This is a genomic window from Bradyrhizobium diazoefficiens USDA 110 (assembly GCF_000011365.1).
In the GTDB taxonomy this organism is placed as follows: Bacteria; Pseudomonadota; Alphaproteobacteria; order Rhizobiales; family Xanthobacteraceae; genus Bradyrhizobium; species Bradyrhizobium diazoefficiens.
This window is the reverse complement of record NC_004463.1, coordinates 4071488-4093980: the sequence shown is the minus strand read 5'-3', so window position 1 is coordinate 4093980 and position 22493 is coordinate 4071488. Positions and strand designations below refer to the sequence as shown.

21 protein-coding genes and 1 pseudogene are annotated in these 22493 nt (G+C 63.2%); 4 read left to right on the top strand and 18 right to left on the bottom strand.

Annotated features, from left to right (window positions below; genetic code table 11):
- Position 1 precedes the first annotated feature (1 nt).
- The 10 genes and pseudogenes from flgK to BJA_RS18285 form a co-directional block, all read right to left on the bottom strand.
- Positions 2-1750 carry a flagellar hook-associated protein FlgK gene (flgK, locus tag BJA_RS18330; protein WP_011086484.1) on the bottom strand — a complete coding sequence of 583 codons (1749 nt, stop codon included), beginning with the start codon at positions 1748-1750 and terminating at the stop codon, positions 2-4.
- Positions 1751-1771: 21 nt separating this feature from the next.
- Positions 1772-2230 carry a hypothetical protein gene (locus BJA_RS18325; RefSeq protein ID WP_038966231.1) on the bottom strand — a complete coding sequence of 153 codons (459 nt, stop codon included), beginning with the start codon at positions 2228-2230 and terminating at the stop codon, positions 1772-1774.
- A gap of 24 nt (positions 2231-2254) precedes the next feature.
- Positions 2255-2515, bottom strand: coding sequence for a hypothetical protein (locus BJA_RS18320; protein ID WP_038966214.1), 261 nt, complete (start codon positions 2513-2515; stop codon positions 2255-2257).
- A gap of 3 nt (positions 2516-2518) precedes the next feature.
- Entirely contained in the window at positions 2519-3784 is a 1266-nt protein-coding gene (gene flgE / locus BJA_RS18315) for a flagellar hook protein FlgE (protein WP_011086481.1), read from the bottom strand.
- A 19-nt stretch (positions 3785-3803) separates the two neighbouring features.
- Positions 3804-4472 carry a flagellar hook assembly protein FlgD gene (locus BJA_RS18310; protein ID WP_028170777.1) on the bottom strand — a complete coding sequence of 223 codons (669 nt, stop codon included), beginning with the start codon at positions 4470-4472 and terminating at the stop codon, positions 3804-3806.
- Positions 4473-4686: 214 nt separating this feature from the next.
- Complete coding sequence (locus BJA_RS18305; protein WP_028170776.1) at positions 4687-4959, bottom strand: hypothetical protein; 273 nt, start codon at positions 4957-4959, stop codon at positions 4687-4689.
- A gap of 175 nt (positions 4960-5134) precedes the next feature.
- A complete protein-coding gene (fliS, locus tag BJA_RS18300; protein ID WP_038966213.1) occupies positions 5135-5554 on the bottom strand; it encodes a flagellar export chaperone FliS in 420 nt (139 codons plus the stop codon).
- A gap of 21 nt (positions 5555-5575) precedes the next feature.
- Positions 5576-7263: pseudogene (gene fliD, locus BJA_RS18295) on the bottom strand (flagellar filament capping protein FliD).
- A gap of 73 nt (positions 7264-7336) precedes the next feature.
- The gene (locus tag BJA_RS18290; RefSeq protein ID WP_011086476.1) at positions 7337-8161 is read right to left on the bottom strand and encodes a flagellin; all 825 of its coding nucleotides are present in this window, start codon (positions 8159-8161) and stop codon (positions 7337-7339) included.
- Between the two features lie 141 nt (positions 8162-8302).
- A complete protein-coding gene (locus tag BJA_RS18285) occupies positions 8303-9001 on the bottom strand; it encodes an RNA polymerase sigma factor (protein ID WP_011086475.1) in 699 nt (232 codons plus the stop codon).
- Positions 9002-9510: 509 nt separating this feature from the next.
- Here BJA_RS18285 and BJA_RS18280 point away from each other — a divergent pair.
- The 4 genes from BJA_RS18280 (at position 9511) to BJA_RS43100 (ending at position 14913) form a co-directional block, all read left to right on the top strand.
- Entirely contained in the window at positions 9511-11931 is a 2421-nt protein-coding gene (locus BJA_RS18280; RefSeq protein WP_011086473.1) for a hypothetical protein, read from the top strand.
- Positions 11932-11998: 67 nt separating this feature from the next.
- Positions 11999-13327 carry a hypothetical protein gene (locus BJA_RS18275; RefSeq protein WP_038966210.1) on the top strand — a complete coding sequence of 443 codons (1329 nt, stop codon included), beginning with the start codon at positions 11999-12001 and terminating at the stop codon, positions 13325-13327.
- A 14-nt stretch (positions 13328-13341) separates the two neighbouring features.
- Positions 13342-13869, top strand: coding sequence for a hypothetical protein (locus BJA_RS18270; RefSeq protein ID WP_011086471.1), 528 nt, complete (start codon positions 13342-13344; stop codon positions 13867-13869).
- 837 nt (positions 13870-14706) lie between these two features.
- Positions 14707-14913, top strand: a complete 207-nt coding sequence (locus BJA_RS43100; protein ID WP_011086470.1) for an exonuclease domain-containing protein — start codon at positions 14707-14709, stop codon at positions 14911-14913.
- A gap of 9 nt (positions 14914-14922) precedes the next feature.
- Here BJA_RS43100 and BJA_RS18260 read toward each other — a convergent pair whose 3' ends face one another.
- The 8 genes from BJA_RS18260 to BJA_RS18225 all read right to left on the bottom strand — a co-directional run bounded on the left by BJA_RS18260 (position 14923) and on the right by BJA_RS18225 (position 22490).
- On the bottom strand, positions 14923-15105 hold the full coding sequence (locus BJA_RS18260) for a hypothetical protein (protein WP_028170767.1): 183 nt from the start codon (positions 15103-15105) through the stop codon (positions 14923-14925).
- 45 nt (positions 15106-15150) lie between these two features.
- A complete protein-coding gene (locus BJA_RS43095) occupies positions 15151-15462 on the bottom strand; it encodes a hypothetical protein (RefSeq protein ID WP_244423866.1) in 312 nt (103 codons plus the stop codon).
- Between the two features lie 813 nt (positions 15463-16275).
- The gene (locus BJA_RS18250; protein ID WP_063921443.1) at positions 16276-16584 is read right to left on the bottom strand and encodes a hypothetical protein; all 309 of its coding nucleotides are present in this window, start codon (positions 16582-16584) and stop codon (positions 16276-16278) included.
- Positions 16581-17030: a hypothetical protein gene (locus BJA_RS18245; protein ID WP_011086467.1), complete on the bottom strand. Its 450-nt coding sequence runs from the start codon at positions 17028-17030 to the stop codon at positions 16581-16583. Before BJA_RS18245 ends, BJA_RS18250 begins: the two co-directional genes overlap by 4 nt.
- Positions 17031-17045: 15 nt before the next feature.
- Positions 17046-19112, bottom strand: coding sequence for a sigma-54-dependent Fis family transcriptional regulator (locus tag BJA_RS18240; RefSeq protein ID WP_011086466.1), 2067 nt, complete (start codon positions 19110-19112; stop codon positions 17046-17048).
- 100 nt (positions 19113-19212) lie between these two features.
- A complete protein-coding gene (locus BJA_RS18235; RefSeq protein ID WP_011086465.1) occupies positions 19213-19707 on the bottom strand; it encodes a hypothetical protein in 495 nt (164 codons plus the stop codon).
- A gap of 212 nt (positions 19708-19919) precedes the next feature.
- Positions 19920-21551 (bottom strand): molecular chaperone GroEL, encoded by a 1632-nt coding sequence (locus BJA_RS18230; RefSeq protein WP_011086464.1) that lies wholly within the window; start codon positions 21549-21551, stop codon positions 19920-19922.
- A gap of 105 nt (positions 21552-21656) precedes the next feature.
- The gene (locus tag BJA_RS18225) at positions 21657-22490 is read right to left on the bottom strand and encodes an iron-sulfur cluster assembly protein (protein ID WP_011086463.1); all 834 of its coding nucleotides are present in this window, start codon (positions 22488-22490) and stop codon (positions 21657-21659) included.
- Positions 22491-22493 lie beyond the last annotated feature (3 nt).

Below are 22493 nucleotides of genomic sequence, written 5' to 3'. Positions count from 1 at the left end.
CTCAGCCCGACTGCACGGCGTTGAGCAGCGCCGAGTACATCGTGTTGATGGCCTGGATCAGCGCCGAGGCCGCGGAATATTTGTTCTGCAGCGTGCTCAGCCGCGCCGATTCCTCGTCCAGGTTCACGCCCGACTGCGAGGAAAGCGAATCCGCATAGGTCGATTGCGCGGTCTCCTTCGCCGTATAGGCAGAGGAGGCCTGCGACGCCTTGCTTGCGACATCCGAGACGATCGTGGCGGCGTAGTCGGCGAAGGAGCCGGTGGATTCGGCGAGGCCGCCCGCGGATGCAAAGCTCCGCGAGCCCGTCAGCGTGTCGTAGAGATTGTTGACCACGGTGGCCGAGCCCGACGACAGCACCCGGCTGCCGACCGTCAACGTCGATGACGAATCCAGCGTGGCGAGCGGCAGCTCGGAGCTGCCTGAGAGAAAGCTGCTCTTGACCGCAATGTCGGCAGCGCTGGTTCCTGTGACGATGTCGTTCAGGCCGAAATAATCAGACAATCCCTCGCCCGAACTGCCCACGGAGCTCGTCATCTCGTTGATCGCGACGCCGTTGCCGGAACCGGTGGCTGAGATCGTCAGATGACCGTTGGAATCGACCGATGCCGACAGGCCGGAAATACCGTTGATCGCGGTCACGAGATCGCCAACCGTTGCGTAGGACGACAGGTCGAGATCGGCATAGGACACGAGATTGCCGCTCTGGTCGGTGGCGGCGATGTGGACCGTGCCGGTCGCCGAGAGCGCGTCCGTGCTCGCAACCGCCGTGGTCCCAGTCAGGCTGGTTGGCGGTGGCACCGACGAAGCGCTGTTGGACACGCTGTTCAGCGCGGAAGTGAACTGCTGGGCCAGCTGGTCAAGCTGGGATTGCGCGGCCGGCAAGGTCTTGTCGCGCAAGGTGACGAGCGCGCCGATGTCGCCGCTCGTAATCTGCGAGGTGATGTCGACTCCGTTGACCGAGATCGCGCCGAAACTCGTCGACGACGAGACGTTGGCGGCCGTCGTGTAGCTGATCGTATGCGCGCTGCTGTCGACCAGCGCCTGGCCGGAGGTGGTGTAAACCTGTAGATCGCCGTTCGACGCCGTGAAGTAGCTGACGTTCATCTTCGATGCGACGTCCTGCAGCGCGGTATTGCGCTGGTCTTCGAGATCCGCGGTCGACTGGCCGGACGCTGCAACTTGCTTGATCTCGGCGTTGACGTTGGCGATCTGCTGCAGATCCTTATTCACGTCGTCGACCGAGGATGCGATGTCCTTGTCGGCATTGGAGCGGAGTTTCTGGATGCCGCTGGAGGTCTCCCGGAGCTGGCTCACCACATCGTTGAGCGCACTCACCGCGTTGGATTGCAGCGACGCACTGCTCGGCGTGCTCGCGAGCGACGACAGCGCCGATTCCAGATCGGCCAGCGTATTGGCAAGTGATGTACCGGTCGACGAGCTGTCCGAGGTGCTGGTCGAGCCGTAGAGTTTTTGCAGCGAGGTCAGATAGGTGTTGCTGGTGTCGGCCGCGCCGAGTTCAGAGGTTGCGCCGATCAGCGACTTCAGAAGCAGCTTGTCCACCGTCGAGGTGATGCCGGTCACCGTGACGCCGGTGCCGACGCCGTTGGTGACGCTGCTCGTCTGGTTCGCGGTCTTGGTCGTGTAACCGGTCGTGTCGGCGTTCGAGATGTTCGACGACGTCACGCTGATCTGGACCTGCGTGGCCGAGAGCCCGCTGAAGGCGATCAGTCGTGTGATATCGAGCGACACGGCGGCGGCCTCCTTGTTGCGTCAGGCGCGCCGGCTGGTGCCGCTGGAGACGGTCCGCGCGGCGGCGACGCGGCCCGAGGCGCCATAGGGCGACACCGCCGCAATCTGCTCGCGGATCGCCTGCATCACCGCCTCGATCCGGCGGTTGCTGGCCTCGATCGCCGCGCGCAACCGCACCAGGTTCTCGTCCATCGCGGCACGCAGCTTCAGGATCCGCTCCATCAATTGCTCGCGCAGGATCATATCCCTAACGTGCAGGCTGGTGCTGCCCCCGGCACATTCGGCGACCGTCCGCTCGAACAACTCGGCCAGCCGGTTCTTCTCGTCCACCTGCCTCAGGCGCGAGGCGGGCAAGCCCTTGGCGAGCTCCGCATTCTCCTCGGCAACCAGGGTGGTCAGGACGTCGATCAGCGCAATCAGCGACTTGATCCTGATATCGCCGCCGGCGGCACTGGTCCTGGTAGGCTCTGCCTGTTTCATGTTCGTTGCCTTCACATCGTTCTTCTAATTCTGCGGCCGGCCGCGGCCCGCCTGGGAGCCGCGGAGATAGGCACCGATCGCCGTGGTTCGCGCTGCCGCGCGCCGCATCTCGTCCTCGATATCCGCGCATTGGCGCAGCAGAGCGCGGCGCGTGCTCTCGATATCGTCGACCAGCGCGAGCAGCCCGCCAGGCTTCGCGCGGTCTGCGGCATCGGCGCGCGTCACCAGTCGCTTGAGGCGCAGCAGTAACCGCTCACCAACGGCATGATCCCTGACATTGCCCATCACCTACCTCATCGCCGAGATCAGCGTGTCGTACATCTTGTTGACGGTCGAGATGACCTGCGAGGCCGCGGAATAGGCCTGCTGCGCCGAGATCATGCTGGAGAACTGGCTGCTGGTGTCTGTGGTCGAGGATTCCAGCTCGCTGCCGTAGATCGTGCCCGCGCCGTTCTCGCCCGAGGCCTGGAGAGCGGCGTTGCCCGACGTCACGGTTGCCGAATAGATGCCGTCGCTCCTTGCCGACAGACCGTTGGGATCGGCGAAGGTCGCCACCGCGATCTTGTAGATCGCAATCGTCTGGCCGTTCGAGTAGGTGGCATCGACCACGCCGTCCTTGCCGATCGAGACACTGGAGAGCTTGCCGTAAGACAGCCCGTCGGAATCGATGCTGGTGACGTTGACGGAGGGCGTGGTTTCGCCCGAGGCGTATTGCGTCAATCCATCGGTCTTGCCGACGGTGCCGAGATTGAGCGTGATCGAGCTGTCGGCGGCCCCATCGGTCCAGCCGGTCACCACGACGGTCGCCGGGCTCGGACTGGTGCTGGCGAGCGAGCCGTCGCTGTTGAAGGTGATGGCGATCGTGCCCGAGGCCGTCCCCGTCGCCGTCGTCGTGTCCGACGTGGAGGTCGGATTGGCAAAGCTCGCGCTCCAGGTGTTGGTGCCGGTCTTCGTCCAGGTGACCTGCATCGAGTTCGCCGCCCCCAGCGAATCGTAGACCGTCATCGAGCTGGTGTAGGTGTCCCCGGTCGCGGCGTCCGACGGCAAATTGGCCGCGACCGTCGTCTTGGTGGTGGCGCTGCCGCTGGTGGACGCGACCTGCGTGTTGATGGCCGTGAGGTTGCTCGCCGATTCATTGCCGACGACGTTGCCGTCGGCGTCCGTGCGCCAGCCTTCGAGATAGTTGCCGTTGTTCTCCAGATAGCCCGCATTGTTGATGGTGAACGCACCGTTGCGGGTATAGGAGATCGTGCCGCCGGACGTGGAATTCGACACCGCGAAGAATCCGCTGCCCTGGATCGCGACGTCGGTGGCGTTCGAGGTCGCTGCAAGCAGACCCTGCTGGGTGATGTTGGCGCGGCCGGAGACGGTGACGCCGCCCGAGGCGTAGGAGGTCGCGTTGCTCGACGCGGTGACGAGCGCGTCGAACATCGCCGACGTCGTCTTGTAACCGGTGGTGTCGGAGTTGGCGATGTTGTCCGAGATCATCGACAGCGACTGGCTCTGCGCGCTGAGCGCCGAGATCGCCGAGGAAAGTGCGCCGGTGAGACTCATGATAAAACTCCGGATGAGATCAGGACGTGACGCCGATGATGTTGGCGGCGCTGACGGAGACGCCGCCGACCGTGAGCGACGGCGTCGAGGTCGAGGTGTCGATGCCGGTCACCGTGCCGGTGACGGTCGTGTAGTTGAGGACGGAGTTGCCGGCGCTATCGGTCGCGTTGACCGAGATCGTGTACTGGCCGCCGTCCGAGAGCTGGTTGCCGCTGGAGTCCTTGCCGTCCCAGGTGAAGCTGTTGGATCCGGAGTTGCCGGTGCCGGTGCCGGTCCACACCGTGTTGCCCGAGGAATCCTTGACGCTGATCGAGACGTTCGAGGCTGCAGAGGACAGCGAGTAACCGAACGTCGCGGAGCCATTGCTCAGCGACGCCGTATCGGTCTTGGCCTCGACGGTGTGGCCGATGTAGTTGACCGAATTCAGCGTCACGAGGCTGGAGAATGAGCTCGCCAGCGACGTCAGATTGCTGTTGATCGACTGCTGCGACGTGAAATTCGCGTAGGAGGTGAGCTGATTGATGAAGTCGGTCGTCGAAGTCGCGTTCAGCGGATCCTGGTTTTGCAGCTCGCTGACGAGCAGGCTCAGGAAGTCGCTCGACGTCAACGACGACGCGGAAGACGAGCTCGACGACGATGATGTCGTCGTCGTTGCAGTTGAGACGGAACTCGTCGCGGAAACGGTCATCGCACACCCCGGTTCTAGGCGACCGGCGCGCTCGCATTACGGAGCAGTTGCGCGCTGATCTCTGTGCAGATGAAACGGGACCGGACGGGAATTCAGGCGCGGATTTGCACACGCGCGATCACTGTTCGACTCGGCAAAATCTGCCGTGTGAAGACGTCAGGCAGAGATGAAGAACTGTGGGACGATCTCGATGCCGATGCGACGACGCGAGCGATCAGCCCCTCGCCGTCTCGCCCTCGGTAAGCGCCTCGGTGGCATCCGTGCCGCGCTTGGTCGCCGCGGCAACGATGCGGTCGGCGAGCCCCGCCGGCGCGCGCACCGGCGGCGCGGCCAGCGCCGCGCGGAGTGCCTGCGCCTGCGCGAGCAGGGCCTGCGCTTCAGCGGACCGGGACAGCAACTGTTCGGCGGACAGGCGGCGATCGTCGGGCCAGCGCGAGACGTCCTCGCCCAGCCGATCGATCAGATCCTCAAACTCGGTGACGTCCATCGTCCGGATATCCGCCTCGCCAAGCCCGTCATAAAGCATTGCTTGCGCGCCGGAAACCGAATTCGCGCTGTGATCCGCGCCAAGCCGCGCCAGCACGGCCGGAACGGCCGCGAAAACAGCCGCCCGGACCCCCTCGCCCCCGGTTATTCACGGGATCTATGAAACCGCCCGGCCGCTACCGTGACGGAGCCGAATCGGCCTTGCCGCCCCGGCTCGCCGCATCGACGAATTCCCACGCCTCGCGCATCTCGGCCAGGCCGGCGATGATCCGCCGAAAGCTCTCGCGGGCGTCCGGCCGACCATAGGCCCTCAGGCTCGCCAGGATGAGCGCGTTGTAGGTCTGGTAGAGCCGCTCGGCGACGTCCCGGCCATTGGTGAAATCGAGATTGTGGCTGAGCCCGCGCAGGATGGCGGTCGCCTTCATCAGGTGCTCATGTCCTTCCTCGAAGCGCCGCGACTCCTGGGCCACGAGTGCCTTCTGCAGGAAGGTGGCGGCCCCGCCGAGCAGCATCGACACCGCCTTCAGCGGCGGCACCGTGGTCGCCGCTCCCCGATAGGCCTGGTTGGCCAAGTACGCCATCTGGTTATGCATCATCACTCACTCGGTTCCACGCTATCAATTGCTCGACGAGTTCAGCAGCGCCTTCAGATAGGTCAGCGTGCTGTTGGAGCTCTCGATCGCCGCCTGATACTTCGCATATTGGGTCTGGAGCTGGGACTGCAGCGTCGACGCCGCGCTGTTGATGTCGTCGACCTTCTGCTGCAGATCGTCGTCGCGTGTCGTCAGATTGGTGATCAGGGTTTGCAACGCACCGCTCGACGAGGAATAGTTCTTCGCGAGCTGATAGAGCTGCGTGGCGAGACCTGACGTCGACGTCACCGTGATCGACTGCGAGGTCGAGCCGCTATAGGTGAAGGCCATGCCAGCATAGATCGATCCGGACGCGCCGATGATCGAGGTGCCGCTGACCGTGAATAGCGAGGAATCGCCGCCGACCGAGGCCGAGGTGAGATTGCCGTCGGAATCCACCGTCAGATCCAGGGTGAAGGATTGCGGCGACGTCCCGGTGTTGACGACGCTGAGCTGGCTAGACGACGTCGTGGTCTGCGCCGACAGCAGCTTTGTCACGCCGCTCAGATTGGTGCTCAGGACATCCGACAGTGTCGAGGTGTCGAGCTCGAGCTCGTTGTTCTCGTTGAACGACAGGCCGAGATCGGCCATCGTCAGTCCGCGGACGGTGCTGTTCAGGCTGTTCTGAAGCGCGTCCATGATGTTGCGCATGGTGCCGTCGCCGAACAGCACTGCACTCGAGGATGCCGTGCCGTCAGTGCCCGTCGCCTGCTGGGCGATGACCTCGTCACGAAACGCATTGTAGTTGGTGACGAAGGTCTCGAGCGCCGACTGGATCTGGCTGGTGTCGGTCTCGATGCTGACGTTCAGCGACGTCCCGTCCGGCGTGGCCTGGAGCAGGTTGAAGGTGACCCCGGTCAGCACGTCGGAAATGTCGTTGGTGTCGCGGGTCATCGCGATGCCGTCGAGGGTGAATTCGGCCGACTGCGCCGCCTGGAGCACGTCGGTGAAGGCCCCTGAGCTGTCGGTTACGCCCAGCTTGCTGAGGATATCGTCGCCTGACGTGCTGGAATAGGTGATGTCGGCGGCGTCCGCCGTGCCCGTCAGCACCATCTCATAGGAGCCGCTCGACACCTGGACGATCGAGGCCTGCACATTGGTCGTCGAGGTCTGGGCATTGACGGCATCGACGACGTCCTGCAGCGACATCGTGCTGGTCACCGTGATATCGGATGTCGAACCGCCCGCGAGGCCGAGCGAGAAGGTGCCGGAATAGCCGAGCTCGGCGGTCTGGCTCGACTGCGAGGTGCCCACCACCTTGTGCGCGACCGCGAGCTGGCTGATGGTCAGCGTATGGTCGCCAGTGGCGGCCCGCTCTTGATGCTCATGGACAGCGTCGACGATGCGCTGGCGTCGCCGGTTGAGCTGATGCTTGCGGAACGGGTCGAGAAAGCGTTGGTGGCGAGTGAATTGACCACCGACGTCGCGAGCGATGCCAGCCCGGAATACAGCGTCTTCAGGTCGCTCTGCAGCGTCTGATAGGCCGAGATCTTGGCTTGGTTGCTGGTGATCGACGTCGAGATCGTCGTCGCCTGCGCCGTCTTGGCGTCAACGGCGGACTGGATCAGCGCCGACCAGTCGACGCTGCTCGAATTGGTCGTGCCGCTCGTGGTGATCGAGACCCCCGAGCTGGTCGTGCTGGTGCTGCTGGTGCTCGAACTGACGCTGGTCACGTGCCTGGCGATCCCTGGAAGGTGCCGGGCCGGCCTCTTGCCGGCCCGGTCAGATCATGATCAACGCGAACGCTTAGCCGAGCAGCTTGAGCAGGTACTGCGGCATCTGGTTCGCGGCCGCCAGCGCCGACACAGCAGCCTGGGTCTTTACCTCGGCCGACGACAGCTTCGACTGCTCGGCCGCGATGTCGACGTCCTTGATCGCGGAGTTGGCGTTCTGCAGGTTCTGGGTCTGCGTCGAGATCGAGTCGGCGCTGAAATTGAAGCGCGACTCCTGGGCGCCGATGCTGGCGCGCGCGGCCGAGACGGTGTCGATGGCGGTGTCCAGCGTGGTCAGCGCCGAGGTCGCGCCCGACTGGGTGCTGACGTCGAGCGAGGTGACGCTGAGCGAGGAAGCCGTCAGGCTCGACAGCGTGATGGTGATGGTATCGGAGCCGGACGAACCGACCAGGACAGAGACGCCGGAAGCAAACACGCTGGAGCCGTCGAGCAGGCTCTGGCTGGAATAGCGGGTGCCGCTGGCGATCGAATCGATTTCGCTGGTGAGCTGCGAGAATTCCGAGTTGATGTAGGCGCGGCTGGAATCAGTCGTGGTGCCCGAGGCGGATTCGGAGGCCAGCGACTTCATGCGCGCGAGAATGTCGGAGATGTTGGAGGCGCCGCCGTCCGCGGTCTGCAGGATCGCCGTCGCCTGCGAGGCGTTGGTTGCCGCCTGCTGCAGCGTGGTGACGTCGGACGAGATGCGCGTGGAGATCGCCAGACCGGCGGCGTCGTCGGAGGCGGATGTGATGCGCGAGCCGCTCGACAGTTTTGAGAGCGAGCTGGTTTCCTGCGCGGAATTGACGTTGAGATAGCGGACCGCGGCATTGGCGGCGGTATTGGTGTTGATTGCGGGCATTGGAAGCTCCTGTGCTGATGGGCATGACGTGCCGCATCGTGGAAAGACTTACGACGACGCGGGCGCAGCCCCGTCCACCCGCTCAAACGAAGGAGCGCCGAACGATCAGGCGGGAAATCTTTCGAGAGCCGGATTTTATGGTTAGCAGTCGGTAAACGCGGTGCGGATGTCGCGTTCGTGCCGCCGCAGGAGCTGGCGCAGTTGCTGACGTCCGCGCTTGAGGAGCGATTCCACCGCGGCCACGGTAGAGTCCATGACCTCTGCGATCTCGCCGTTGCTCATGTCCTCATGATACGACAGGATCACCGCGATCCGCTGCTGCTCCGGCAGCCGCTGCATCGCCTCTTCCAGCATGCCGTTCAGCTCGTTGCGCTCGATCACGCGCGATGCATCCGGCCGTCCGTCGGCGACCTCGGGCACGGTATCGACATTCTCGGTGCGCGGCTTGCGGCGGAGGTCGATGCAGCGGTTGGAGATGACGCGATAGAGCCAGGTCGAGAACTTTGCGCGGCCATGCTGCCAGCGGCCGCGATGACTCCAGATCTTCAGCATGCTGTCCTGCACCACGTCCTCGGCGTCCGCCGCGTTGCCGACGATGCGCAGCGCGATCGCATAGGCACGATCGATGTGCCGCTCGACAAGCATCCGGAAGGCGGTCTCATCGTCAGCGGCAAGCCGATCGAGAAGCTCGCTGTCCTCGTCGAACACGACATCGGCCGCGACCGGCTCGCCGTCAGGCGCGATCGAAGCCGACGCGATCACCGGTGCGTTCGCTTCGCTCGTGATCGTCGTCGCGATCTCGGCTTCGGCGCGAGCAAAAACGTCCACCGCAAAACTCATCCCGCAATCTCCAACCCGCAATGCCGGCGGCGCATCTTCCACACGGCTTCCAGGCGTTGAACGCGAGGCGAAAACAATCCAGGCGCATAATTTTCGTTATTTTTCAAGATGTTAGTTGGAAGCTTTTGCCGGCCGGCCGGCAAAGATTGCCGACGGCGTGCGGCGAAGCGCGCACTCGTTCTGCAATCATCGACATCGTCTCGCATCATCGCGGATCATTCATCTCGAACAGAGCTGCACAAAAACGCTGTGATTACGCGGCACTGAACTGATCGCACCCATCACGCGACACGCGTGCGAATGATCGATTGTTTCCGAGTGGAAACGAACGCGAGACAACTTTTTCACTCGGCAGTTTTTGCCGAATCACAATTCGAACCTAGCGGATTTTTCTATTCTGTCAGGCGCGAGATGCGCGATTTCGAATCGCACATCGATTATTTTCGCCATCGCACGCCTGAATTCGTCCGCACGCACGTTGATCGCTTCGATTGGCGGAGAATTTCGGGATGAACGTCGCAACGGTCGACGCACAGCGTCGCGCGCAAATTGTTTCTGCTTGGTCGTTCGATGTTTTCGATACGTTTCTGATGCGCGCCTGCACGACGCCGGATGGTGTGTTTGAAAGGACTTACGAGCTATCGGGCATTTCAAGAACTTGTCCGAATGTTTCCGCCAGTTTCGTTCAGCATCGCATGCAGGCCGAATCACGTGCACGCCGGACCGCGAAGGAGACGCGGGGGACCAGCGAAGTGCACATCGACGACATCTATTCCTTCTTTCCGTTCAGGCTGTTCGGCCTGAAGCGCGCACATCTGCGCGATCTCGTCGACGCCGAGTTCGAGGCCGAGCTCGAGCTCTGCCGCGTCAACCCGGACATGCTCCGGCAATATCTGGACATGAAGCATTTGGGCCATCGGGTCGGGTTCATCTCCGACACCTATTGGAACTCGGACCAGCTCGCGCGCCTGTTGCGCGCCTGCCGTCCGGGATTGTCCTGGGACTTCCTCTATGCGTCCTGCGACCACGGCAGCAGCAAGAGCGAAACGTTGTTCGCAACATACCTCACTGAGCAGAACGTTGATCCGGCAGCATCCTTTCATATCGGCGACAATGACCGCGCCGACATCAAGGGCGCGAAGCGCCACGGCATCCGCCCGCGCTATTATCCGCAGGCCGGTCAGCAACTCGCGTCAAGATTCCAGCGCGAGACCGCGATATTCGAGCTGCTGTGCCCGGGGCAGCCTGCGCGGCTTGACCATGGCGCGCGTACGCTGCGGCGCATGGTGGCGGCGCGCAGCGCGGAGAGGCCGCCGGCCTATCACTTGGGGTTGACGGTCCTCGGCCCGATCATGACGGCGTTCGACGTCTTCGTTGCTGATCGCTGCGCGGAGCTCGAGGAGCCCGGCCGGCGGGTCGCCGTCGGCTTCCTCGGGCGCGACGGCTTTCTGTCGCACCGGATTTGGCACAGCGGTCGTGACGCCGCATCCGCCTATGTCGAAATCAACCGCCGCGTCAGCCTGATCGCCTCGGCTGACACCATGCAGCCGCTGCTCGACCTGCTCGGAAAAGTCTTGAAGATCGACGCGCCGACCTTTCGCGACATGCTGAAAGTGCTGCCATCAGCAGTCGCGGACTTCTTCGCACAATGTCCCAACGGGATCGCGACCGGCGCTGCGCTGGCGGATGCCCTGCCCGAGCTGATGGACGCGCGGGAGATCACCAAGCTTGCCGCAGGCCAGCGCGCCCGGCTGCTTGCTTATCTCCGGCATGTCATCCCGGATTTCGATCGCTGCACCGATCTCGTGCTGGCCGATCTCGGCTATTCCGGCAGCGTCCAGAAGGCGCTGCGCCGCATCTTCGACCAGGAGGGCATCGCGATCCGCCTGCACGGCGCCTATTTGATCTCGCTTGACGACACTCTTGACGATCTTGCCGACTGCGATACCGCTAAAGGCTTCATCTCCGATCTCGTGGTCACCCCGCACGTCAAGCGCATGCTGATCCGCAACGTGGCCCTACTCGAGCAGATCTGCTGCTCTGCCGACGGCTCGGTGCGCGATTACGACGGCGCGCAGGTGCTGCGCGAGATCAATCCGCGACCGGGAGTCCAGATTGCTCTGGCCTCGGAGATCCAGGCGGGCGCGCTCGCCTATGCGGCAAACGCTGGCAAAATTGCTGCCGCCATCGGGCTCGAGCCCCATGCGGCGCCCGATATCGCAGCGCGCTGGAGCGCGGCGACGTTGGCGCGGCTCCTGCTGCTCCCGGACGACGACGAACTGGCGTTGCTCGGCGAGCTCAAGCACGACATCAACCTCGGGACGCACGCGTTGGCGCCGATGCTCGACACGGGCTTCATCCGCGATCAACTCACCGCGCGAGGCCTAACCGCCGCGTGCACCTCGGCCGCGCCGCCGATGTGGCTTGCGGGCAGCTTTGCTGGCTTGTCCCCGTCGCACGCCTATCTCTACGCCTTGTTCGGAGCGAACCGCTTGCCCGCCGATGTCTTCGAGGAGACGCCTTGCGGCGCGTTGCAGGTGGGACTGTTCCGGGCGAATGGTGACGCCGCGGTCGAAACCGTCACCATGTTCCGCACCGGACTTGGCGAACTGCGCCTGCGCATTCCGGTATCGCGCGCCATGGCCATCGCCATGATCGCGCTGCCGCTGGCGAAGGCCGCGCGCGACGGTCAGCTTCACGGCGTGACCATGCAGCTCGGCGACAGCGTTCGCGACGCCGCCGAGAGCCAGGACGTGGCGGGCGTCCCGGCGGAACGGTTGACCTATGCGGGCCTGACGCTGACCGGAGCCTCCTATCACGCTACGGACGACGAAGGTCGCCTGCAGATCCCGGTCGGCCCGCTGGCACGCGAGATCGCGATCTATTCGGTGGCCATCACCCCACTCGGTCACGCGGACCATCGCGATTAGTGCGCCCGGATTAACCCCCTCGGCCGTTGGAGTGTACGGGCCGGCATGACGCAAGGGGGCACGGGAATTGACCGACGACACGCACGCAAAGCTCGACAACCTCCTGCGGTCGGCGAACATCCGGCTCGGCCGGATCCAGCGGAACCGCCTCGCCTGGCTGGTGGACCGCTACGGCGCTCCGACGCTCGGCGGCCATTATGAGGGGCTGCGTCACGGCGGGGTCATCGTCCTGACGGAGCCGCCGAGCGGTGCCGCGGCCGAGCTGTTCTATCGCTCGCTGCATTCCGGCTGCGCCGTCGCCATTCCCTTCGGCGAAAATCCCGGCTTCGACTTCCTCAAGTCGAAACTCACCGAGTTTGGCACGGTCAGCCCGAGCGCCGAGGGCCCGCACGAATTGTGGTGGGGCGGCATCGGCTGGTCAAAGCTGTCAGCGAGCGCCGATGGCGCCACGATCCGGCCGCGCATCGTCTCCTATTATCCATTCGGCAGCGATCCCGACGACATTCGCAGCCTGCGCCGATCGCTCGACGAGTTGGAGCTCGATTCGCATATCGAGCCGGTCGCGGCCGAGCTCGGCGAACAAGTGCTCTGTTTCGAGAAGGCCGAGTTCCTGGCCCGGATGTGGCAACGCTACAGCGAGCCGCTACTGTTCGTCGAAGCCGGCGCAACCCTGTGCGAGGCGCCCTTGCTGCCGTCGGCGCTCGGCTGCGACGTCGCGCTCCACAAATGGAACCGCTGGGAAATGTCGGCGCGCACGCTTTATCTCGGCCGCACCGCGCGCGCCGGGCAGTTGCTGCGGAGTTGGCACCATCTCGCGGCGTCATATCCGTCAATCTGGGACGGCTATCTGCTCGACCAGGCCTGGGGCCTCACCTCCTCGGAAGGGCCGCTCGACACGGTGTGGCTGCCGCGCTCCTACCACGCCATGAAAGGCGACCTCGCCGCCGCACGCGCCACCATCCTGCACAGCGAGCAGACCACGACGACCAGCCTCGGCCCCGATCCGGGCTTCGCCGGCCTCGTCCGCGCAGCGCGCCGTGCGGGCCGAACCGGCGCGCGCGACGCCTTCATGGTCATGACGTCGGAAGCCGCCAACGAGAACGGCGTCGCCGTGATCCTGCGCGACATCGAGGCCAATGACGCCCGCGCGGTGGCCGCCACGGTGGAGGCCGTAACCGGCGCCTTTGCAGCCGATTGCGGCGGATACAAGCGTTTCGAGCTATCGTTGTGCGCCCTGAAGGACGATCTCGGTGCTGCCCAGGCGGCGGCACAGCAGGCGCGCTATCGCATCCTTGAGATTGCGCCGGGCCAGTCGATTCCGCGCGATTTCTTCGCCGCGCATGCATATCACACCGCCGATCACGCGGTCATGACCGCCTGCCATCTCTTTCCCTGACGGACATCAGCACCATGCTCAAGACCATCATCCTGCTTACCCAGACCGTCCAGCAGCAGCGCCCGCTCGCAAATCTGCTGCGCGAGTTTAATCCGGATCTCGCCTTCTGCTCCGCGCTCTCCGCCCTGGATCTTGCCGCCATCGCACCCGACATCCTGCGTAACGCCCGCCTGGTCTCCTTTGCTAACGACATTCCCGTGTCCCAGAAATTCCTGCTTCGGCTCGGCCACGGCGCCTACAAATTCCATGTCGCGCCGGTGCAGTATCCCGGTCTTCCGGCGTCGCACGATGACAGCGAGGACCCGCGCTGCTTTTCGGCGATCGCGCAATCGATCGCGATCTGGCCGGACTGCCGCCGCGTGGTCGGGCTCGAGACCGTGACCGTCCCTGACGACGCCACGCCCACGGAGCGCGAGCGGTTGATCTTCACCCGGCTCGCGCATCTGTTCTGGCGGATGTCGAGCCTGATCGCGAGGGACGCAGAAATTCGCGGTATCATCGACAGCACAGAGAGCAAGCCTACGTTTGCACAGATGAACTAAGTAGGGATCCAAGAGCTGAACCGATTGATCGGAGAAGCCTTGATCGTGGATGTGATGACGGAAAGATCTACGCAACTCGCGGCACGCCTATAACTGGGGCGCAGACCGTCTCTTCATCCGCCAGCAGACTGCCGTCATCAACTTGATCCGCGCCTATTGTGTCGAGTTCGGGATTGTCGCCCGGTCGGTCACGGGGTTGTCGAGCAACTACTGGAAGTCGTCGCCAATATAGCGAGAGTCTTCTTGAAGGTGCCCTAGGCCTGATCACGTTAGCTGTGAAGAGATTTTTCTTGATCTCCCGGTGCACACATCGTGCACATGCCGCCCTCTAACCAACTGAAAATATTGAACTCTCGCTCCGATCCATCATGGGCAAGTTTGAGCTAGCTCCAGCAAAAAGGCCCGAGCCCGCCATATCGACAATCGTACCTCCGCACCTTCGGCTGCAAACTGCGCCGCCCGGGAATCGGTGGTTGTGAGAGCACGCGACACCCGGCTCTTGTGCTTGCTTGAACGCGCCATTCCAACGCTGGCCGCGAAGAGTGACAATTGCCTCCGAAGGCAAAGGTCACACGTTCGACTCGTGTCCGGCGCGCCGGTAAAATCAGCTATTTACGTAATAGAACGCTTTCTAAGAATAACTCCGGGTAAGCGCCAACTGAGCCTCCGTGATAGATCCAGCCGCGATGCAGGGCAGCTGTAGCCCGAGGATCGAAACCCCCAATGCTAGAGGACCTGCCCCTGGCCGCCATGGCCGAGGCATTGGCCAAATCCTCCGACCATCGTGTGCTTCGGCGCTTGGTGCGTCGGGAAGCTTTCACTCCATCCGACGAGTAAGTGACCAAAACTGGCATCCTGATTGATGTCGAGACGACTGGCCTAGATCAACATGAAGACGAAGTCATCGAGCTGGGAATGGTCAAGTTCGACTACGTGCCCCGGAAAAGCCGGGGCACTAGAGGGGCACGTCCGCTCGGCGTGTTTGACGAAAATAGCTCCGCCATGGCCTACCGCACCCGCCGCTGCCGCGATCGTATGCAGTAAGACGACACGTCACTGTGTTGCTGCGCTTCGCTCGAACGCCCTATTTTCGACGATGAACCTCGCCGCCAGCACCAAGGCGCCCATCGAGAACTCTTTTCCGTGCGCGGCGATCATGCGCTCCGATAGTTCCGCCAGCTCTTTGAAGAACTGATCCTTACTTTCGGCTTCATTTAGCAATCGTGCTACTGTCATGGATTTCCTCCTGGTGCTCGCAAGGCTCTCCGCCCCGGTTCGCTGTTACTTGAAGATTTGCGGCGGAAACGTCACGATCGCCGCTTCTCCGCCGCACGTTCCGACTGCAAGATGCTGGCCATCGGCGGACCATCGAAGGGCTTGGACGGCGCCCCCACCGGGCGGTTTGACAACCAATTCGTCGGGATGTCCGATCCTCGCGACGACGACCCTGCCGTCGCTGTACCCTGCCGCGACCAGGGGACGCCCGGGGTGCATATCTACCGCCTTGACGAGGATGAATCCGCCACGACCGGTGCTGAGGCTCGTCGGCTGCTCGCTTCCGTCGTCGAGGCTGGAAACGTCCCATGCGATCAAGCGGTAGGCCCCGCTCGTAACAAGAACGCGCGAGTCTGCACTCCACGAAAGAGACGTAACGCCCGCAGGATAGCCGGACATCCGGACGGTCCGCGCATCGGCAAGGGCGCAACAGCACGATGCCAACTTCTGCGACGGACATCGCCAACCAGCTTCCGTCGGGACTCCACGACAAGCTCGAGATTGAGCCCAAGGCCATTGAGACGGTGGGCTCAGGCCGCGGTCCGAAGGCACGCACGAGCAGGCAACCGTCAGCTCCTATCGCGAAGCTCCGACCGTCTGGCGAGACGGCCATCGCGGATGAACGGCCTCCCGCACGCTTCTGAAGCCATCCGACCTCGCCGTTGGAATCGCAGTATATGACCGACTCGCCGGAAGCAGCCAGAATGCCGCCGGCATGCACCGGGGCGACGAGATCAATCGGTGCCCCGAGCTTCGCGGCTTGTCGGGTGACACCGGATGCCGACACATGCAATAACTGGCTGCCATCGCTTGCGATGAAGCCCGAAGGCTCGATCGAGGCGAGATGAAGCGAAGCATCACTGATGACGACTTTCGTCAACGGCGGGACCGGATTCCGCCGCGGGGAGATCGTCGACCGGCCGCCGTCCAAGGCCATACGATAGCGATCTTTCGGCGGATCGCTATCGGCCAGCGGAGCGATGGCTAGAGAGCCGTCTGCAAGCGCGAACGCCACTGCCTGTCCCGCAGCGTCGAACGTCGCGTTCGTAACGAGCGCCCCCATGGTCCAATGCCGACCAAGCAGTTCATAGAGCCTAGCGGTCTCAGCTTCCATCGTGTCCATCGGTCGTCTCACCTGCCGGTCGCAATACACCTGTCGAGTTCTCCAAGGCGTCGTTCCAGCACGGCGCATTTGGCGTCGCATGTTGCCATTCCGGCCTTTGCTTCTTTCAAGCGCTCGTGCGCTTCCTCGATAGCGTAGGCGAACGCATGCGAACCGCCTGTCGCCGCAATCTCCTGCTCAATCCTCTGAATCTCGAATTCTGCTCCACCAGCAAGCTGACGGTTCAGAAGGTTCCACGATTGAGCGGCCGATATCTGCTGAACGACGAACAACCGCTCCTTCAGCATTTCGACAAGGACTTCCGGATCGACACTCATGCGCTCGATTCGATTTGATCCAGGATCCGCTGGAGGCCCCGGGCATCGGATACGAAGTGTTGCTGCGCGTCATTAACGTGAGATTGCAGCGAGTCCCACAAATCGACCCTCAGCAACCGCGCAGGATCGCCCGCCATCGTCTCGATGGTCTGGAGGCCGAACTGATGCCGCAAGCCGATACCCTGCAATACGAAATCCGACAGCTCGCGTGCATGCGTTTCGACGAAAGGGCGCAGTAGCGGATGTACGCTGTAGCTCATGCCGCGCTTTGCGAGCTCGGTCTCGATGAACATGATGAAATGTCGCACCAGCGAGCTTTGGCTTTCGCCAACCAGGCGCATCACGAAAGTGACGTCGCGGTCGGCGCGCGCAAGGATCTGCGAGGCCAGCGTCGCCGCGGGGGCCGGACCTTCCCCGCCCTTTTGTTCATCCCAGACAGCCGCCATGCCAGCCCCCGATCGCTAGGTCCGGGAACGGTATTGGTGCAACTTGCGGTACAGCGTAGCGCGCGAAAGCCCCAGCTTTTCCGCGGCAGCGGCAATATTGCCGCCGGCGTTTGCGACGGCTCTCTCGATGGCACGACGTTCCATCTCGTCAAAGCGCGCGATCTCGTCACTCTCCGATCCCGTCGCGCTATTCTCCGACTGCACGGAGATTGAGGGAGGTTGAGCCGGCGCCACCTCCACGAAATCCTCTGGCAGGTCCCTGGGAGTGACGATACCGGTGATCGTCATCAGCACGAGGTTCTCAATCAGATTACGCAGCTCGCGAACGTTTCCCGGCCAGGAATAGCGGCGCAGCAACTCCATAGTGGCCGCCTCGAACCGCAGCGGCTGGGTGCTGTAGATCGTGGCGAATTGCCTGTTGAAGTGATCGATCAGGATCTCGACATCGCCCAGCCGATCGCGGAGCGGCGGGATGGTGAACTTGACGACGCCGATCCGGAAGTACAGATCCTTGCGGAAACGTCCCTCGGCCACTTCCTGCTTCAAATTCCGATTGGTCGACGCCACCAGCCGAACGTCCACCGGGCGCGCCTTGCTGTCACCCAGTCTGTACACCGCGCGCTCTTCCAGCACACGGAGCAGGTAGGGTTGCAGGTCCATCGGCATCTCGCCGATCTCGTCTAAGCTGAGCACGCCGCCATTGGCAAATTCGAACCGCCCGGGCCTTCCCTCGCGCGTAGCGCCGGTATAAGCGCCCGGCGCATGCCCGAACAATTCGCCGCCGAGCAACTCTTTCGACACCGCACCGCAATTGAAGGCAACGAACGGCTCCTTGCCCGTCTTCAGACTGGCGGCATGAACCAGGCGGGCGAACAGTTCCTTGCCGACGCCCGTCTCGCCCTCGAGCAGGATCGCGGTCCGGCCGAGGGCCGCCCGCTCAACTTTCTGCACCACGTCCAGCAGTGCCTCGCTGCATCCGACGATCGCTTCCTTTGCCGACATCAGGGCAGTGCGGGCTGTCGGCGACATCTCGGATGCAGCAGGATGGGTTCGCGGCTTCGAAGCAAGCACGAGCATTGCGCCCTTCACGACCCCGTCAACGATCAGTGGCTCGATCCGCTGCTCCCGCAGCTCCTCGGGCAACCCCTCGGCCAAGTCTTCGCCCAACAGGCCTTCGCGACTTGGAAGGATCTGTGACCCAATGCTCAACTCACGAGACTGCGTGATCCGCCGCCAGCGAGCCGACGCCATATCGTTGTGATGGACGACCCGACCAAACCGATCCAGGATCACCACGCCGTCGGCACTGCCCATCCCTGGCATTCGACAAATGCTTGCCTCGAGCAGGCGTATTCTTTCGAGCCGAATCTTCTCCGAGAGCGCAAGCTCAATATGATTGGCCGCGATCACCGCCAGCGCGACATTGTGACGATGAAAGATCGCCTGGGGGCCGGAAAAATCGATGATGCCTATGATGCTGCCGTCGATCGGGCTACGAATGGGGCTACCGACGCAGGTCCAGGCCTTGATGCCCTCGGAAAAATGCTCCGCGGCGTGGACATGAACCGGCTTTCCTGTGACGAGCGCCGTGCCAATGCCGTTGGTGCCGGTCACCGTCTCTCCCCAGGCGGCGCCGACTTCGAGGCGAATATCGTGCCCGGCATCGATCGTCCTCTGATCGCCCCCGACATCAAGCACGACACCATTCCTGTCGGTGATGACCAGCATTGTGGCCGCATCGCCAAGTACTTCCGCAACGCGGCGGAAAGTCTGGGCGCTGGAGCCTAGCAGATCATCGTTCTTCAGACGCAGCTCATAGAGATCGTCCGGCGAAGTCACGAAGCTGCTGCCCCTGCAATGGGCGTTGACCCCCGACTTGATGCTGCGCTGCCATGATTCTTCGATGATGCCTCGCACCAGAGCGCTCTCGCGCTTTGCATCTCCGAATGTCAGGAAGTTTTCCCACGCCTTGTTGGTCTCCCGTTCATCATACGGCCGTCCCTGCTCCGCATCCGCGGCCTCCGGGATTTTGTAGCCTTCCAGGGAAAACGGCGGCTTAGCCATGAAGGTTTCCGTCAGCATTGGAGCACCAAACCTATATTGGCAAACAGCAGCTTGATCAGCAGAAACGACATGAGCCGGGCCAATGAGATCGTGCTCTCACCGGCTCGGCTTACGCAGATCATTCGACCGTTCTGGCGATCGCATCCAAACCGAGACGGCCTGAGATGATCTGCTCCAGGCGCGCTTCCGACGCCTCATCGGGTACGCTCACTCCCTCAAGGTCTATCAGGACCCTGTGCAATTCGACATCGAGCGGCTCGAAGATCCCATTCTCTCGCGTCGCCAGAGCGAAGTGTCGCGATTGCCCGCCGCCGCGCAATTCACCGACAAAATGGAGTTGCCGCCCTGACGCGAGATCGGCAATCACGACGCGGCCGTTATAGCTGATCCGAACATAGGGCTCGATCTCCCTCGGGCGAGCCCGAGGCGTGGACCAAAGCTTGCCCGACGGCTGAGGCTCAGAGGGAGGCGTCGGATTGCGCAACTCCTGCCAGCGCCCGAGCGTCAGATGATTGGCGAGCGAATTGATCTTCGTGCGGTTCTTCTGAAGGAAGTCCTTCGCCTTGAGCTCTTCGCGGTGCGGACCGTCGCGCTTGGAGATGATGTAGGCCATGTCCCGGTTCCTCCTGCCCCGGCTGGTCGGATGACCGTGGAGGCTTATGATTTGCCTCCTTCGGGCTCATGCCGAAGCTCGCAAGATTGTAGCTGTTTCCAGATCGTTGTCACCGTCCATTCATTCGATCGTGACGGTCAAGCCATCGCCGTATTTGGCGCGCCACGTCGGCCATTGACGCCCTGGCGGAACGCGAACCGCGTTCATCTGCTTCAGGCCCGCCCAAGCTTTTCTGCCCCGCCGCCCAACGCAGGACCCTGCGTCGGATCGACATACTCCGGCACATCGGCAACCAGCGTGTTGGTCGTCAGCACCAGCGTGGCCACGGAAGCGGCATTTCGAAGCGCGGTATACGTCACCCTGACCGGGTCGACGATGCCGGCAGATACCATGTCGATGAACACGCCGTTTGCAGCGTCGAACCCGACCCCGGCCCGCGAACTTTGCAGCTCGGCCACAACCTTCGCCGCATCATGGCCGGCATTTCGGGCGATGAAAGCGGCAGGACGCGACAGGGTCTCGCGCACCAGCTTGATGCCTTCACCCAGGTCTCCGTTGATGTTGCCGAGGGCGCGCACCACCACCGGCGCGCACTGCGCCAATGCCGTCCCGCCCCCCGGCACGATGCCCTCCTCGGCCGCAGCACGCGCCGCGCTGAGCGCATCGTCGATCAACTGGATCGTACGCTTCTGCTCGACCGGCGTGACGCCGCCCGCAAAGATCACGGCGGTCCCACCCGAGAGCTTAGCCAGGCGTTCCTTGAGCTTGTCCTGCTCGATGTTCGGCGGCGCCAGATCGTGCTGCTTGGCCACCTGCTGTCGGCGCGCGGCGATCGCCGCATCGTCCCCGCCGCCCCGGATGATCACCGTTTCGCGCGCACTGGCCCGAACCTGCCGCGCAGTGCCGAGGTCGGCAAGGCTCGCCTCTTCCAGCATGCCCCCGAGTTCGCGGGCGATGACCCGCCCCCCGGTGATGATGGCGAGGTCATCCATCATGGCCTTGCGCCAGTGGCCGTAGTCGGGCGGATTGACCACCAGAACCTTGCCGCGGTTGCCTTCGCCGAGCAGCGTGACAACCACTTCCGGGGCGATCTCTTCGGCGACAATGACAAGCGGCTTCCCGGTCTCCGCGACCCTCGCGCGCACCGCCGCCAACTCGCCCGGCGCTTTGATTTTCAGGTCCGTCAGGAGAATGTAGGGCTGTTCCAGCACCACCTCCATCTTCTCCACGTCCGTTACCATGTGATGCGAAATGTAGCCACGGTCGAACGACATGCCCTCGACCACCTCGAGCGTCGTACTCGTGGTCAACCCGTAGTCGGAACTGATGATACCATCCTTGCCGACGCGCTCGACCGCCTCGGCGATTAGATCGCCCAGATGAGAGTCGGTCGACGCAATCGTTGCCACCGCCTGTAGCGTCCTGCGGTCCGAGACCGGAATTGCCGCGCTCTTCAGGCTCTCGACGACGACTTCGACGGCGCGGTCGATCCCCTTGCAGAGATCGACCGCCTTGGCGCCGCGCTCGAGGGCCGCGACGCCGCCTTGAATGAGACCGTTCGCGAGTACCATCGCCGTCGTCGTACCGTCGCCAGCGACTTCGTTGGTCTGCATCGAGACTTCGCGTACCACCTGGGCGCCCATGTTCTCGAAGCGATCCGGCAATTCGATCTCGGAGGCGATGGTAACGCCATCGCGCGACACGATGGGCGTGCCGATCGGCCTGTCGACCATCGCGTTCATGCCCTTGGGACCGAGCGTCGATTCGATCGCGGCGGCCAGCTTCTGGACTCCACGCGCAAGAGCGCGGCGAGCTTCTATGTCATGCAGCAAGACTTTTGGCATTGCGTTTCACTCCCACGTGATCGTTTCTCGGTCGTCAGGCCGGGCGAACTTGATGTCCGCTCCGTTTTGTCGGCACCCACAGGTCGCACGCGTATCAGCGCGACCTCACGCAAGCGCCGCGGAATGCTTGTTCATTGCAGGCGATCCGGAAGACCGCACGGCGCAGCCACTGCCGCAACCTCCGCACGGAGCTGGCGTCTGCTCCGCGCGATCCGCGTCCAGCTCGAGATAGCGCACCGCAAGAAGGCCCCGGCATAACGAGCTGTTGAACTCCATGTTGATGCGTACGCCTCGCAAGCGCTGCAAATACGACGCCATTTCGTGGCGCTTGATGGGGGCCCCATCGTAGGTAACAAAGGCCGGATCGGCCGGGAGATCGGCGAGGCGCCGCTCAACCAGAAGCTCGCGATAGCGCGGCTTCTGGCGCGCAACTTCTTCCGAGTCGAAGTTGATCGCGTCAAACGCGCTCAGACTCATGCGGCAAATCGCGGGATCCTCATAACCCAGCCCGCGCAATGCCAGGATCATGACCTCCTGGCGCCGCTCGAACGCCTTGCGGCGGAATTTCTCCCGCAGATCGTCAAGTGAACCGCCGCTTGCGAAATCCTTGAGCGCCTCGCCAAACGACCTACCCTCGCGGACGCCCCGGTTGATCTCCTCGGCGACCATATGGTCCCGAAGCTGCGGGCGGGCTTCGCGAACCCAAGCCAGCGAGGACACCGCCCGACGCATATCGTCGGCCATAAGGAACGCGAAGTTCGCCGAACACCAGTAGGTCGGCAGGCGAAAGACGATGTCGACTCCATCAACATGATCGACCGTGACCCGCTCGACGAATCCAAGCTCGGTGACCGGTTCGTCCAGCTCGGGATCCGTGACCAGCGCGAGGCGCTCCCACACCTCATTGGTCCTGCGATCATGCTGATGGAGCGCGTTCATTGG